General features: G+C 27.5%; 18 protein-coding genes. All 18 read left to right on the forward strand.

What is annotated here, in order from left to right; all coding sequences use genetic code 11:
* Positions 1-49 precede the first annotated feature (49 nt).
* The 18 genes from J5A73_RS04370 to J5A73_RS04455 all read left to right on the forward strand — a co-directional run bounded on the left by J5A73_RS04370 (position 50) and on the right by J5A73_RS04455 (position 15,620).
* Positions 50-736, forward strand: a complete 687-nt coding sequence (locus tag J5A73_RS04370; protein WP_211616973.1) for a helicase — start codon at positions 50-52, stop codon at positions 734-736.
* Positions 737-985: 249 nt separating this feature from the next.
* Positions 986-1,384, forward strand: a complete 399-nt coding sequence (gene tnpA / locus J5A73_RS04375; protein ID WP_211615521.1) for an IS200/IS605 family transposase — start codon at positions 986-988, stop codon at positions 1,382-1,384.
* A 4-nt stretch (positions 1,385-1,388) separates the two neighbouring features.
* The gene (locus J5A73_RS04380) at positions 1,389-2,486 is read left to right on the forward strand and encodes an RNA-guided endonuclease TnpB family protein (protein WP_211616974.1); all 1,098 of its coding nucleotides are present in this window, start codon (positions 1,389-1,391) and stop codon (positions 2,484-2,486) included.
* A gap of 339 nt (positions 2,487-2,825) precedes the next feature.
* Positions 2,826-3,053, forward strand: coding sequence for a DUF6290 family protein (locus J5A73_RS04385; RefSeq protein ID WP_211616976.1), 228 nt, complete (start codon positions 2,826-2,828; stop codon positions 3,051-3,053).
* A complete protein-coding gene (locus J5A73_RS04390) occupies positions 3,053-3,376 on the forward strand; it encodes a type II toxin-antitoxin system RelE/ParE family toxin (RefSeq protein WP_211616978.1) in 324 nt (107 codons plus the stop codon). The genes J5A73_RS04385 and J5A73_RS04390 overlap by 1 nt, the downstream gene beginning before the upstream one ends.
* A 318-nt stretch (positions 3,377-3,694) precedes the next feature.
* Positions 3,695-4,087, forward strand: a complete 393-nt coding sequence (locus J5A73_RS04395) for a hypothetical protein (protein ID WP_211616980.1) — start codon at positions 3,695-3,697, stop codon at positions 4,085-4,087.
* A 350-nt stretch (positions 4,088-4,437) separates the two neighbouring features.
* Entirely contained in the window at positions 4,438-4,977 is a 540-nt protein-coding gene (locus J5A73_RS04400; protein WP_211616983.1) for an ankyrin repeat domain-containing protein, read from the forward strand.
* Between the two features lie 339 nt (positions 4,978-5,316).
* Positions 5,317-5,592, forward strand: coding sequence for a hypothetical protein (locus J5A73_RS04405; RefSeq protein WP_211616985.1), 276 nt, complete (start codon positions 5,317-5,319; stop codon positions 5,590-5,592).
* A gap of 120 nt (positions 5,593-5,712) precedes the next feature.
* A complete protein-coding gene (locus tag J5A73_RS04410) occupies positions 5,713-6,150 on the forward strand; it encodes a hypothetical protein (protein ID WP_249069399.1) in 438 nt (145 codons plus the stop codon).
* 275 nt (positions 6,151-6,425) lie between these two features.
* Entirely contained in the window at positions 6,426-6,977 is a 552-nt protein-coding gene (locus J5A73_RS04415; protein WP_211616987.1) for an ankyrin repeat domain-containing protein, read from the forward strand.
* Between the two features lie 117 nt (positions 6,978-7,094).
* On the forward strand, positions 7,095-8,615 hold the full coding sequence (gene gltX / locus J5A73_RS04420) for a glutamate--tRNA ligase (RefSeq protein ID WP_211616988.1): 1,521 nt from the start codon (positions 7,095-7,097) through the stop codon (positions 8,613-8,615).
* Between the two features lie 227 nt (positions 8,616-8,842).
* Positions 8,843-10,075 (forward strand): chloride channel protein, encoded by a 1,233-nt coding sequence (locus J5A73_RS04425; protein ID WP_211616991.1) that lies wholly within the window; start codon positions 8,843-8,845, stop codon positions 10,073-10,075.
* A 131-nt stretch (positions 10,076-10,206) separates the two neighbouring features.
* The gene (locus J5A73_RS04430; RefSeq protein WP_249069402.1) at positions 10,207-11,073 is read left to right on the forward strand and encodes a histidinol-phosphatase; all 867 of its coding nucleotides are present in this window, start codon (positions 10,207-10,209) and stop codon (positions 11,071-11,073) included.
* Positions 11,074-11,211: 138 nt separating this feature from the next.
* Complete coding sequence (locus J5A73_RS04435; protein ID WP_211616995.1) at positions 11,212-11,970, forward strand: SDR family NAD(P)-dependent oxidoreductase; 759 nt, start codon at positions 11,212-11,214, stop codon at positions 11,968-11,970.
* Positions 11,971-12,097: 127 nt separating this feature from the next.
* Positions 12,098-13,630, forward strand: a complete 1,533-nt coding sequence (locus tag J5A73_RS04440) for an NAD(P)H-hydrate dehydratase (RefSeq protein WP_211616997.1) — start codon at positions 12,098-12,100, stop codon at positions 13,628-13,630.
* 25 nt (positions 13,631-13,655) lie between these two features.
* Positions 13,656-13,883, forward strand: a complete 228-nt coding sequence (locus tag J5A73_RS04445) for a hypothetical protein (protein WP_211616999.1) — start codon at positions 13,656-13,658, stop codon at positions 13,881-13,883.
* A gap of 16 nt (positions 13,884-13,899) precedes the next feature.
* Entirely contained in the window at positions 13,900-14,508 is a 609-nt protein-coding gene (locus tag J5A73_RS04450; protein ID WP_211617001.1) for a hypothetical protein, read from the forward strand.
* Positions 14,509-14,618: 110 nt separating this feature from the next.
* Entirely contained in the window at positions 14,619-15,620 is a 1,002-nt protein-coding gene (locus tag J5A73_RS04455; protein WP_249069404.1) for a bifunctional riboflavin kinase/FAD synthetase, read from the forward strand.
* Positions 15,621-15,655 lie beyond the last annotated feature (35 nt).

A 15,655-nucleotide genomic window follows, 5' to 3' on the forward strand; every position in this document is an offset into this window, starting at 1 on the left:
GGCACCCCATTATCTTGATTTTATAAATTTTACGAGAGGAAATAAAGAAATGAAGGAAGTAGAAAGAACAATTCACTTATACAGAAAAGTAGACGTAAATGAATCAATGGAAGAAAGACATAAGAAAGTTATGGAAGGACTGTCAAAACTGGGAGCACCTTTAGGATTGAAAGATAGTGAAATTCCAGAAATACCTGACTTTGGGACAGAACTGGTATGTTTTTATGATGCTAAGAATATTAAAACTAAAGGTGTTTCAATAGAAGGTGTATATAGGTGGAGAGGACTTAAATATGTAGTCTGGGATGAGTTACGTTATGAATTTAAGATAACATACAAGTTGATAAACTATAAGAAAATAATATATGAAGACCTTCCAAAAGTGATAAATATTTTTGATCCTTATGTTGCTGATATTTTTGTTTCTTCAAGTTACTCAATTGCTTATAAAGAAAGCTATAAATCAGAAATTTTAAAATTAAAGGAAAAAGGGTTAAAAGAACTTCAAGATGTATTATTTACACTATCTCCAGTGATGTACTTCAATGAAGAAAGTTATAATAAGCTGATAAAAGTACCAAAGGAAGAGCTTTTGGAAAGACTCAAAGGGAAAGCGAATGAAGTTCAGTTACTTGAAAAGGGTATATACATTATCTTTAATGACAAGGCAGATATTACTTATAAAGAATTTGTGGAAATGAATAATATATTTAAGCCGTTACTGAGATTAATTTAAAATAGAGTTATAAAAATATTTAATAGTCTGAACAGAAGAAGTGGAATCTGTTTATAAATAGAAGTTTAAAGCAAGGTGTAGAAATATAATGATAAAATTCCCGTACAATCATTTTAACAAAAGATAGCAAGAAGTCTCCGGCTTCTACAAGCGGGAGATGAATTGCTTTTTTTGTAAAAAAAAATTGAAAAAAGGATATATTTATGATATAATTTATTCAGTGAAATAATATAAAAGTAGGTAATAATAATGCCATATAATAGTAATTATCATTCAGTATTTGATATAAATTATCATATGATTTTTTGTATAAAATATCGAAGAGAAGTCATTGATGATGAAATTTCTAATAGATTGAAAGAGATTTTTAAAAAAATATGTCCGAAGTATAACATTGTTCTTAAAGAATGGGAACATGATGTTGATCATATTCATATGTTGATTAATGCTATGCCTAATACTGAACTTTCTAAGTTTGTAAATACTTATAAAAGTGCTTCCAGCAGGTTGATAAAAAAAGAATTTCCTGAAATAAGGGGAAGATTGTGGAAAGAATATTTTTGGAGTAGAAGTTATTTAGTTGTAAGTGTTGGAGGTGCACCGTTAGAGATAATTAAAAAATATATTCAAAATCAAAAGGAGGTGTAATTTTATGAAATATAATTTAGCATTCAAATATAGAATTTATCCAAATAAAGATCAGGAATTATTGATAAATAAGACTTTTGGATGTGTTCGTTTTGTTTACAATACGATTTTGTATACTGCGAATAAATTTTATGAAGAAACTGGAAAAAATAAAATAATTACACCTGCCAGTTTGAAAAGTGAAAATCAATTTCTAAAAGAAGTAGACAGTCTAGCACTTTCAAATGCTCAATTGAATGTAAAACGATCGTTTACGAATTTCTTTCAAAAGAGAGCAAAGTTTCCAAAGTTCAAATCTAAAAAGAAAAGTGTTAAAAGTTACACGACAAATTGTGTGAATAATTCGATACGAATTGAGGTAAACAAATATTTGATTTTGCCGAAATTGAAAAAAGTAAAATTGAAATATCATAGAGAAATACCAAAGGATTACAAGATAAAGTCAGTAACATTGATAAATAGTAATGGAAATTATTATGTTTCTATTTTGACGGAATTTGGAAAGGAAATTCAAAAGGTAGCTAGTAATGATAAAGTAATTGGACTTGATTTCTCAATACCTGAATTATTTGTCAGTTCTGAAAACCAAAGGGCTGATTATCCAAAATATTTTAGAATGTTGGAAGAAGAATTGAAAAAATTACAGAAATCATTATCGAGAAAAGTGAAGTTTTCTAAAAATTGGTATAAGCAAAAAGAAAAAATATCAAAATTACATGAGTATATTAAAAATTGTCGAAGAGATTTTTTACATAAATTATCGAAAAAATTGTCTGAAGCGTATAATGCTGTAGTTGTTGAGGATTTGAATATGAAAGGGATGAGCCAGGCATTAAATTTTGGGAAAAGTGTAGGAGATAATGGATGGGGAATGTTTTTGAGAATGCTTGAGTATAAGTTGATGTTTTTAGGGAAACAATTTTTGAAGATAGATAAGTGGTTTCCGTCATCGAAAACTTGCAGTAAATGTGGAAATATTAAAGAGAAATTGGAATTATCAGAAAGAAGTTATAAATGTGAGTGCTGTGGAATTGAAATTGATAGAGATTACAATGCTGCAGTGAATATAAAAAACATTGGAAAATTGATGTTGGAATATTAGGGAAATAAAAAAAACAGGGCAGGGACTGTCCGAAGAGCTTGGTAAATATATTTGGCTAACAAAAGCAGATACTTCCCAAGAAGCTCCCGCTTCTAAAAGCGGGAGTAGTTCACCTTTACAGTTAGGATAGTAAAAAGGGGGCATTCAAAAAGTTTTGTATAAAAGGAATATTTCTGCAACATTTCTCTTAAAAGGTTCAATTGTTTTTTTGAGTTTATCGGAAATACATCTTGAGTAAAATCCATATTGATTTACTATCTTAAAATTTTTCATATCTTGACAAATAGAATAATACTTGGTACAATTGTAATATAAATATTACAATTGGAGGGATAAAAAATGCCTACATTATCATTGAGAATGGAAAAAGAAGATTTAGAACTTTTAAAAGAATATTCAAAGATAAATAATCTTAATATGTCATCTTTTGTCCGTAATTTAATTTTAGACAAAATATATTATGAAATAACTGAAGAAGATGAAAAAAGAATATTAAGAAGATGGGAAAATTCAAAATCTGAAAAAAATGCTTCTGCTGAAGAAGTTTTTAAAAGGCTAGGATTATAATGGAAAAAAAATTTTATGAAGTAAAATTTACTGAATCTGCAGAAAAAGATCTAAAAAAATTAATTAAATCAAATAAAGCAATTGCTAAACTTCTTAAAAAATGGATTTCAGAAAATTTAATCGGTACACAAAATCCAAAGCAAAGAGGAAAAGCACTTACAGGAAATTTAAAAGGATTATGGAGATATCGAGTAGGCTCTTATAGAATCGTAGCTGAAATAAAAAATGATATTTTATTAATATTAATTATAGAAATTTCAGATAGAAAAGAAACTTATAAAGATAAAAAGAGAAAAACATACAAAAATGGAAAAATAAAATAAATGAGAGTGTCCAGAATTTTGTTTAAACCTCTAAATAATATATGATAAAATAACTATATAATATTTGGAGGTTTTTGTTATGGCTAAAAAGAAATCTTTCTGTTAAAATATAGTTATAGAAATATTTAATAATATGAATAGAAAAAGTGGAATCTGTTTATAAATAGAGGTTTAAAATAAGGTGTGGAAATAATTTAAAATAGAACAAACAAGAAAAGGTATTGAATGGAAAGGGACTTCACCAAGTGGAGTAAAAATAAAAGGATTTTTAAATAAGAAGGGAACAAGAGCCTTTCCAATGTATGAAGGAGGAAACTAATGAAAGTGAAATTTTTTTATAAGATAGCTAAAAATGGAGAATTATGGTCTCCAGACTGTGATGTTATAGATGATGAAAAATATGATGTTAATTACTCACGTTATTTAGCTGGAGCTGTATGGGAGATGAGATATGTTTCAGATGTAGATTATGAACTGGAAGAAATAAAAAGAGTGGAGAGTGGGGAAATAGAGTGCTTTGAAACAGGAACAGAGATATTTTTCACTTCCGTATATAAAGACAGGGTAGAGTTTGAACCGGACTTTTATGATTGGCCAGACTGGAGCTGTACTTTAGAAGAATATAAAAGAGTTCTGTTGGGGAAAAAAGCATTTTTAATGTTGCCAAAAGAATTAGAAAGTTATTTAGAAATAAAAATAAATGATTTGTAAAAAGTGTCCATAATTTTGTGTAAGTTCAAAATATAATAGTTTATCGGGTGTGTAAAAATTTTTGTTTAAACCTCTAAATAATATATGATAAAATAACTATATAATATTTGGAGGTTTTTGTTATGGCTAAAAAGAAATCTGTCTGTTAAGATATAGTTATAGAAATATTTAATAATCTGAACAGAAAAAGTAAAAGTTGCTTATAAATAGAGGTTTAAAGCAAGGTGTAGAAAAGAATACAAAACAGTACCATTATTAGAATATAAGCCAGATTATATAAATAATATACAAAATATAATTCAAAAACAACAAATGAAAATACCTACAAAATAGAGAAAGGATAAAAAGCTATGACAATTTATTCAGCAACATTAATGGGAACATATGAAGAATTTTTAAAAATATTTAAAGAAGGCGATCAAAATGAAATAAATGCTTCTAGAGAAAGTTTGCTTTTTACAGCATTATGTAATACAAAATCAAAAGAAAGATATAGAATAGCAAATTTTTTAATAAATAAAGGAGCTGATGTTAAAATAATAACAGAAGATGGAATGAGTATGTTTTTTCCATTATTTTCTCATGGATGGCAAGATATAGTAAAAACAACAATTTTGTGTAAGACATTATTGGAAAAAGGTGCAGATATAACAACAATATATAAGAAAGAGAAAACGGTTGCTTTCAAGGAATTATTTAATATTGGTGCTCCTGAAATGGAAATGTTACCACTATATCAGCTAATATTTTCTCAACCAGGACTTCCTCTTCTAGCAAAGGACAAATGGGGACTAACAGTAATTGAATTTGCGAGAAGATCCAATAGGCCAATAGCAGTGAAAATGATGGAAGATTATGTAAAAAAATATAATTTGAAAGAAGAAAATTAAAGTACTTAATAATCATTGCTATAAAAGTATATATTAGAATGGGTGTGTAAAAACTTTTGTGTAAATCTCTAAATAATATATGATAAAATAACTATATAATATTTGGAGGTTTTTGTTATGGCTAAAAAGAAATCTTTCTGTTAAAATATAGTTATAGAAATATTTAATAATCTGAATAGAAAAAATGGAATTTGCTTATAAATAGAGGTTTAAAGCAAGGTGTGGAAATGAATTTTTTAAATATAGTAAATAAAATGGAGGCGTTTAGGAAGTGGATAAATTAGAAAAATACATAGAATTAAAAGAGGCAGTAGAAACTTTCTTAAAAAAAGAAATGAGTTGAAAAAAAGAAAAGATTTATATGAACCGATCAAAATTTCATTGCTAGATTATTTATGCATATTAAATATTGTAATTTATGGGGAAAGAGAAATATTTCCAGAAGAATTGAAAAAAAAAATAAAAGATGAAATAAGAAAATGGAGCAAATGGGGAAGTCCAGAACCAAAAGATCAAGGTTTCTCTTCTTATTACTTCTATTTAATTGAATCAGAAGAAAATGACAAAAAAAAGTTGAAGAAGTTTATCAAATTAATAATCAACTTGATGAATTAAAAAACAAAATATATAAAATCAGTTCAGAAATATTTGAATATGACATTTATCCATTTTAGGGTGTGTAAAAATTTTTGTGTAAATCTCTAAATAATATATGGCAAAGCAACTATATAATATTTGAGAAATTTACTCTATACAAAAAGGAGAAGTGAAATAAATGAAAAAAAATATGTAGGAAGTTATGGAGTACTAAAAGATGTACCAAATAAATTAAAATATATCTATCTCGAAGATTTGGAAAAATCAAATGAAAATCTCGGAATAACAATATTGAAATGTATAGAAGAAAAAGAAGAATATATAGTAGTGCAATCACTAGGAGGAAAGGCAAAGTTTCGACTAAAGAGAGAAATTTATGAAATAAAAAATAAGCCAAAATTCAATATCGGAGATAAAGTTAGATTGTTTAAATATCCAGTGCTTGAGGCAAAAGTAAGTAAAATTTGTTGGCATAATAAAGATAAAAGAATTTACTATTTTCTTAATGTTGAAAATGATAAAAGAAAAAGTGCAAGCAGATATTATGAAGATGAAAATAAGTTTGAAAAAATATAAGTAAAATAAGGGATAGTCCAAAATTTTGTGCAAATTAATAGAAAATCTAGTAAATTCAACACTTCACTATTCTATTTACACAAAAATTATTTACGCACTTTGAAAATACAACAACTCCGTTATTACCTCAATTTAATTCGTCAGCAATACCTTTATTAGAATACAAAACAGTACCATTATTAGAATATAAGCCAGATTATATAAATAATATACAAAATATAATTCAAAAACAACAAATGAAAATACCTACAAAATAATAGGAAGGAGATATCAAAATGTCAGAATGTACAACAATTTGGGAAGCAGTAAGATTTGGAACATTAAAGGATGTTATAGAAATATTCAAAAAAGGAGATGAAAAACTTGGAGAAGCATCAAGAGATAGCATCTTATTTGATGCATTAGCAAATAATGATAGTACTGCACGTTATGAAATTGCTAATTTTTTAATAAATAAAGGGGCAGATGTTAAAATAGTAAGAGAAGACGGGATGAGTTTGTTCTTTCCATTATTTTATCATGGACGACGAGATATAATAAAAATGATAATATTGTGTAAAACATTATTGGAAAAAGGTGCAGATATAACAACAATATATAAGAAAGAGAAAACGGTTTCATTCAAAGGATTATTTAATATCGGCACCCCTGAAATAGAAATGTTACCGTTATACCAACTGATATTTTCTCAACCAGGACTTCCTCTTTTAGTAAAAGATAAATGGGGACTAACAGTAATTGAATTTGCGAGAAGGTTTAATAGACCAATAGCAGTGAAAATAATGGAAGATTATGTAAAAAAATATAACCTAAAAGAAGAAAATTAGAATTTTTAGATAACCGTTGTTGTATAATTGGAATTTACACAATAGTTGTTGCACAATAATTCATTTTATTATATAATATAAAAAGAATAACAAATAGATAGGAGAAAAAGAGAAAAAATGTCAAATAATGATAACAAAAGAGTAAGAGTTAGAATAGCACCGTCTCCAACTGGAGATCCACATGTGGGAACTGCCTACATTGGTCTTTTTAATTATGTATTTGCAAAACATAATGGTGGAGACTTTTTATTGAGAATTGAAGATACGGATAGAACTAGATTTTCTGAAGATTCGGAACAACAAATTTTTGATGCGATGAAATGGCTTGGACTTAATTATGATGAAGGTCCAGATGTTGGTGGGGATAGAGGTCCTTACAGACAGTCTGAAAGATTTGAAATATATAAAGAATATGCTGAAAAATTGGTAGAAAAAGGGGAGGCGTATTACTGTTTTTGTACACCTGAAAGATTGCAAAAATTGAGAGAAAGACAAACTGCGATGAAACAAGCACCTGGATATGACGGTCATTGTAGAAACCTTTCTAAAGAGGAAGTTGAAGCTAAATTGGCTGCAGGAGAACCTTATACAATTAGATTGAAAATGCCTTATGAAGGAGAAACAATTGTAAATGATGGTTTAAGAGGGGAAATTAGATTTGAGAATAGTAAAATTGATGACCAAGTATTGTTAAAATCTGATGGATTCCCTACTTATCATTTGGCAAATATCGTGGATGACCATTTAATGGGAATTACACATGTTATTAGAGCTGAAGAATGGATTTCGTCTACGCCTAAACATATTCAATTGTACAAAGCGTTTGGTTGGGATGAGCCAAAATGGTATCACATGCCACTTTTGAGAAATGCGGATAAAACTAAAATTTCTAAGAGAAAAAATCCAGTTTCATTGAATTATTACCAAGAAGAAGGATATTTGAAGGAAGGAATTTTAAATTTCTTGGCTTTAATGGGATGGAGCTTTGGAGAAAATAAAGAAATTTTTACAATTGAAGAAATGATTGAAAATTTTTCGTTTGATAAAATCTCGCTTGGAGGCCCTGTATTTGATTTGGTTAAATTAGGTTGGGTAAATAATCATCATATGAGATTGAAAGATTTAGACGAATTGACTAAATTAGCGATTCCATATTTTGTGAAAGCTGGATATTACGCTGACGAAAACTTATCTGATGAAGAATTTTCTAAATTAAGAAGAATTGTAGAAATTTCAAGAGAAGGAGCTCATACTTTGAAAGAATTGCCTGAAATTTCATCAATTTACTTTGAAGATGAATTTGAATTGCCAGTTGTTGAAGAAGGAATGAACAAAAAAGCGAGAAAATCTGTTGAAAGATTGAGAAATTCATTGGAAACAGAAGTTGGTAAAAAATCTATCGAATTATTTGTAGAAAAAATTAATGCTTTAAATGAAGAAATCTCTGAAGAAGAAGCAAAAGAAATTTTACACGGATTGCAAGATGAACTAGGTGAAGGACCAGCAGCAGTATTAATGCCACTTAGAGCAGTTGTTACTGGAAAAGCTAGAGGAGCAGATTTATATACTGTAATTGCGATTATTGGGAAAGAGAGAACTTTGAAGAGAGTTCAAAATACTTTGGAAAAAATTAAATAGTTTTTTTAAATTATAGTTAGAAAAATTTAGGTTATTGTGAAAAGAAAAAAGAAATTTGAGGGATTGGACTTGGATTTCTTTTTTTATAGAGTTTGATAAAAGAAAAAAAGCTGTATTTGAATTAATTTTCATTTGCAGTTTTTTTATATCATTGTATTTTTAAACCATATGTGCTAATATTAAGATGTTATAATATCAAATCTATAAAAAGAAAGGAAAACACATTCATGTTAAAAAATATAAAAGAAAGTTATCAGCATTCATATTTTCTGTATTTAAAATTGATAATAGCAGGCATTATTATTGGTCTTATCGTTGGAATAATTGATACGATTTTTGGAAGAGGATTGCTTTTAATTGGAGATATTCGGAAGGAATATTTGTATTATTTTGTGCCTTTTCTGGCTTTGGCAGGACTTTTGATTGTTTTTATTTATCAAAAATTTGCTGGGAAGACTGGCAAGGGGATGGGACTAATTTTTGAAGTTGGTCATGGGACTGAAAAGGAGATTCCTTTGAGACTTATTCCGATTGTGACGGTTGCGACTTGGATTACGCATTTGTTTGGAGGAAGTGCTGGGCGTGAAGGGGTTGCTGTGCAGCTGGGAGCGACACTTTCTCATAGATTTAATAAGTATTTTAATTTTCCTGATAAGTCTAAAGTCTTTTTGGTAACAGGAATGGCGGCAGGTTTTGGCGGATTGTTTCAAACACCGATTGCAGCGTTATTTTTTGGTTTAGAAGTTTTAGCATTGGGAAATTTGCAGTTGTATGCTTTGCTTCCAGCTGTTGTTGCAGCATTTACTGCCAGTTGGACTTCATCTTTTTTAGGATTGGAAAAGTTTACTCATATTGTAAATACAACTTTATCAATAACTCCAATGACATTTGTAAAATTTGCAATTTTAGGAATAATTTTTGGAATTGCTGGAAATTTATTTGTTTATTTGCAAAGTTTCTTGAAAAAATTTGCTGCAGAAAAAATTAAAAATCCATATTATCGAATTTTTATTATCGGAATTTTTCTTAGCATAATACTTTTATTATTGCATGAAGGTCGATATACAGGGCTTGGAACAAATTTAATTGAAAACAGTTTTTCAGGGAAACAAATTTTTGGATATGACTGGATATTAAAATTGTTATTGACAACATTGACATTGGCTGCTGGATTTCAAGGTGGAGAAGTGACACCATTATTTTCAATTGGAGCTTCCTTGGGTGTTGTGATAGCGATTTTCTTTGGTCTGCCGATTGAATTTGTTGCAGCTGCAGGTTATATCAGTGTATTTGGAAGTGCGACAAATACTTTACTGGCACCAATTTTTATTGGCGGAGAAGTTTTTGGATTTAATAATTTGCCATTTTTTGTGATAATTGTGATTTTTGCTTATTTGGTTAATCGGAAAATATCGACTTATGGATTGCAGAAAAATTATTTTAACGAAGAAAAAATTTAAGAATAAAAAGTGACTGTTTAAAAAGCAGTTGCTTTTTTTTATAAAATATTTTTATTTTGAGCAACTACTTTCATATGGTATAATAAAATATGATAAAGTCTAGAAAAAAAGAAAAAAAGAAAAGAAAGGATTTGATAGCATTGAAAAATCAATTAAAAAAAATATCATTTCCATCAAACTTGCACGGGCACACAACTTATTGTGATGGGAAGAATAGAGCTGAAGAATATATTTTAGAAGCGATTGAGAAAAATTTTGTGAGTATTGGATTATCAGGACATTCTTATGTTTATTTTGATAAAGAGCCTAATATGTCTTTGGAAGGGACTCTTAAATATATTGAAGAACTGAAATTTTTGAAAGAAAAATATAAAGATAAAATTCAGGTTTATATTGGAATTGAAGCAGATTTTTATTCTGGATTTAATCCAAAACTGGATAAAAATTTGGGACTTGATTATAGAATAGGTTCAGTTCACTATGTAAAAGATAAAGTAAAAGATGAATATTACTGCGTTGATGATACTCCAGAAATTTTGGCTTATGCAATTGAAAATTATGACAATGGCGATGAAAAATCTTTAATTTGTGCTTATTATGACAATATAATTGAAATGATTCATACTCAGAAGCCAGATATTTTGGGGCATCTGGATTTGGTGAGAAAATTTAATGGTAACGGAAAATACTTTGATGAAAATTCAGAATGGTATAATAAAAAAGTTGATGAAGTGTTAGATGAAATTTCAAAAACTGATTTAATTGTGGAAATAAATACGGGGGGGATTTCAAGAGGATGGACAGAAACTCCGTATCCAAGTGCTTTCATATTAAAGAAGATTTTATCAAAAAATATTCCGATTACGCTTTCTTCAGATGCACATTCTGTGGAAAATATTGATTATTATTTTAAAGAGAGCGTGGAACTTGTAAAAGAAATTGGATTTAAAAATCTTAAGATTATGAAAAACGGAAAATTTGAAGATTTTGAAATTTAGATTTAGTTTTTAAATAAAAATTAGATATTTGAAAATAATTTTTATAAAAATCAGTTGAATTTTTTTACTATAAAATATACAAAAATTTTTATAAATAATAAAAAAATTTAATTCAGAAGGAGAAAAAAGGAGAAAAAAATGTCAAGAAATGTATTTATAACAGGAGCGTCAAGCGGAATTGGGAAGGCGATTGCTTATGCATTTGGGAAAAATGGCGATGATTTGATTTTGTGTGCGAGAAGAATTGGAAAGTTGGAAGAAATTAAAGCTGATATTGAAAGAAGATTTGGAGTAAATGTCTATATCTTTGAGTTAGATGTTACAAAATATGATAAAGTTGTAAAAACTGTTAAAAAAATCTTGGAAAAAGTTTCAAAAGTAGATATTTTGGTGAATAATGCAGGATTGGCTTTGGGACTTGAAAAATTTCAAGAGTATAGCATTATGGATATGGAAATAATGATAGATACTAATGTAAAAGGTCTTTTGTATGTAAGTCGTGAAATTATACCAAATATGGTTGAAAATAATACAGGGCATATAATTAATATGGGGTCGACAGCTGGAATTTATTCTTATGCAGGAGCAGCAGTTTATTGTGCAACAAAAGCGGCAGTAAAATTTTTGAGCGATGGAATTAGAATTGATACAATTGACAAAAATATTAAAGTTAGTACATTGCAGCCAGGAATTGTGGAAACTGATTTTAGTGAAGTTAGATTTCACGGAGATAAGGAACGGGCAAAAGATGTTTATTCAGGAATTGAAGCATTAAAACCTGAAGATATTGCAAATGTGGCATTATATGTCGCAAATCAGCCAAAACATGTTCAAATTTCAGATGTGACAATAATGGCAACACAACAAGCTACGGGATTTATGGTTCATAAAAAATAATTTTTGAATATGATTTTTATATTTAAAAGAAATTGTATAAAAAATTTTTTTTAATTAAAAACTAAAAAAAGAGAAAAAGAAGAAAAAGAGAAGAAAAATAAAGAAAAGAAAGGAACAAAATATTAAAATGTTAATTGGAAATAATGAAACAACTAAATTAATCGATCGTTACGCAATAGATAATTTAAAAATTCCAAGTATTGTTTTAATGGAAAATGCGGCAATTGATTTTGTCAATGAAATTGATGAAAAACTTGATAACTTTTTGATTGTCTGTGGAAAAGGAAATAACGGTGGCGATGGATATGCGATTGCACGGCAGCTTTGGTCAAAAGGTAAAAAAGTGAAAATATTTGGAGTTTCTTTTGAAAATTTAAGTTGCGACTGCAAAATTAATTATGATATTTGTAAAAATATTGAAATTGAGATGTCAGATAATATAGAAAAATTAAAAACTTGGATTTTAAAAAGTGAGTGCATAATCGAAGGGATTTTTGGAACAGGGCTTAATTCAGAAGTTAAAGGAGTTTACAAAAAAATTATAGAAATTGTAAATGAGTATTCAAATAAAAAAGAAGTTTATTCCATCGATATTCCTTCAGGAATAAGTGGAGATAATGGTGAAATTATGGGGACTTGCATAAAAGCGGATAAAACAATTTCATTTGTAACTTATAAAAAGGCTTTTTTGAACACAAAAAATTCAAAATATTTTGGAAAAATTGTAATAAAAAATATTGGATTAAATCAAAACTTTTTTAAAAATCTTGTAAATGAATATTACTTGACAAAATCAGATATAAAAAATTTGCATAAAGTTCGAAATGTAAATTCTCATAAGGGGGATTTCGGAAAAGTATTAATTTATGCAGGAAGCAAAGAATTTTCTGGTGCAAGTGTCCTAGCTTCAAATTCTTGCGTTCGAGCGGGAGCTGGGCTTGTGACTCTTTTGACATCGGAAAATATTTTAAAAAATAATATTTTATCTGAAATTATGCATTTAAATATAAATAGCTCAAGAACAATTTCTGAAAATGATTTTAAAAATGAATTACAAAAAATAGAAAATAATATTTTAAATTCAGATGTGATTGCAATAGGGCCTGGAATTGGGAAAACTGAAAAATCATTGACAATTTTAGAAAAATTATTAAATTATGAAAAAAATAATAAAAATAAAACGATAAATTTGGTGCTGGATGCGGATGCGCTAAATTTAATTTCAGAAAATCCTAAATTATTTGAAAAAATAGAAAATCGTGCGATTCTAACTCCACATATTGTAGAATTTTCAAGACTTTCAAGATTATCCCCAGAAGACATTCTTTTAGATAAATTTACAAAAGCAAAAGAATTTGCAAAAAAATATAAAGTAATTTTACTTCTAAAAGGAAAAAATACGATAATCACCGATGGAAACAAACTTTTTGTAAATAGCACGGGAAATTCTCACATGGCAAATGGCGGAATGGGAGACTGTCTTACTGGAATTATAACTTCGCTTGTCGCACAAAATTACAATTTAATTGAAAGTGCTTGTATTGGAGCTTTTTTGCACGGATATATTGGAGATGAGCTTACAAAAAAACAATATATTGTAAATGCAAGTCATGTCACTGAAAATATTTCCAAATATATGAAAGAAATTTTTGAAATGTGATTTTATATTTGGGGAGAAAAATTTGATGATTAAAAATGATATTTACAATATTATTGATTTTGAGAATAGTAGAAAACGAGAATGTGAGAGTGATTATTTTAATTCTAAATTTTTTGAAATGTTTCCAACTAAATATGAAAAACTATTGCGAGAATATGAATTTATTTTGTTTAAAGACAATGTAAAAACTTCATTTTTAAGTATGGATTTTTCTGATGATTTTCTTTATGATGGAGGAGTACAGTTTTGTTGAAAGAATTTTTTTAACTTTGTTTGGAATTATTCGTTTAAAAGATTCAGAGAAAAGTTTTGATAATTTTATTGATTTTGAAAAAATAAAAAAATTTAAAGAGATATTTGATAAAATATATAGAGAAATTTTTAATGAAAAAATTGATAAAGGGGATAAAAAAGTTATAGATTTTATGAATAGATTAAAACTAGAAATTTCTCAAATTTTAAAAACTTTTTCTTTGAAAGAAGTTGAAGAATATCGTGAAATTATTAAAGAGTATGCTGGGACAACTTGGGAAAAAATGAAAAAGTTAAAAAAGAAATCTGAAAGTTTATTTCACAAAAAGATTTTATTATATAAACTTATTAGTTTGGAAAATTTATTGAATGTTCAATATGAAAGAAATTTTTTACAAAACTATGTTTGTGTTTGGAATGATTTATATTTGGATAATGATTATGATGATAACGGCTCTTTTTCAAATTTATTTTTTCTTAATAAAATTGATAAAGGTATTTATTTTGCTGATGATACGATACTTTTTTCGTTTGAATTGACAAAAGTTACAAGTAGTTTTGATGAATTTATGGATAATATTGAAAATTTTGATTTGTCTAGTTATAGCCGATTTTTTAAAAAATAAAAACAATGCTTGAAAAGTCGTCTAAAATAATGTAAAATTATAAAGTCCAGTAAATATTTATATAAAAAATTTATTGGTTTAATTTTATTGCAGAAAGTTGAAAATAAAAAATGAGTATAAAAATAGTTACTGAAAATAAGGACAATATAATTGAGTTTTTAGAATTTAAGAGAGATGAAAATATCAGTTGCTTTAATTTAAAAGATAGTTTGAATGAATTAAAAGAAACTGGAACAGTTGTAATTTTAGGAAACTTTGATGGAGTTCACAAGGCTCATAGGAAAATTTTTCAAAAAGGTGTAGAAAATGCACGAAAAAATGGTTATAAAACAGTCGTTTATACTTTTAATGAATATCCAGATAAAAGGCATACGAGAATAACAAATCAATCTGAAAAGGCTTTTATTATGAATAATGAAGGAATTGACTACTTATATTTCGAAGAATTTGAAAAAGTTAGAAATTTTTCGCCAGAAAATTTTGTGAAAAAGATTTTGATTGAAAAATTAAACGCAAAAAAAGTTTTGTGTGGCTTTAATTTTACTTTTGGAAAAGGTAAATCTGGAAATCCAGAGATTTTAAAAGAGCTTTTGAAAAAAAATGGAATCGAGCTGGAAGTTCAAGAAGCAGTTTTTGATAATAATTCAGAAGTTATAAGCAGCACAAATATACGAAAATATATAAAAGAAACAAATTTAGAAAAAGTGAAGGAACTGCTTGGACATAATCTTTTAATTCTTGGAAAGGTCGTTCATGGAAAACAGCTTGGTCGGACGATTGGATTTCCTACGGCAAATTTAAAATTTGAAAATCGAGTTTATCCAAGTTTTGGGGTTTACGGAGTAAAAATTTATTTTTATGAAAAGGGTATTCTTAAAACTTATACTGGGGTTATGAATATTGGGAGAAATCCTACTGTTGATAAAGATAATTTGAGCGTTGAAACACATATTTTTGATTTTGATAAAGATATTTATGGAAAATATATTTTGATTGAAATTTTTGAAAATATTAGAAAAGAAGTGAAATTCGGATCTATTGATGAACTAAAAAATCAAATTGACAAAGATAGTAAATATTGGAAAAATAAAGTTGAAAAAATTAAAAAATAAATTTAAAAAATAAATAAATAAAAAATCAGAAGAAG

The sequence above is a fragment of the Leptotrichia sp. oral taxon 218 genome (genome assembly GCF_018128225.1).
Classification (GTDB): domain Bacteria; phylum Fusobacteriota; class Fusobacteriia; order Fusobacteriales; family Leptotrichiaceae; genus Leptotrichia.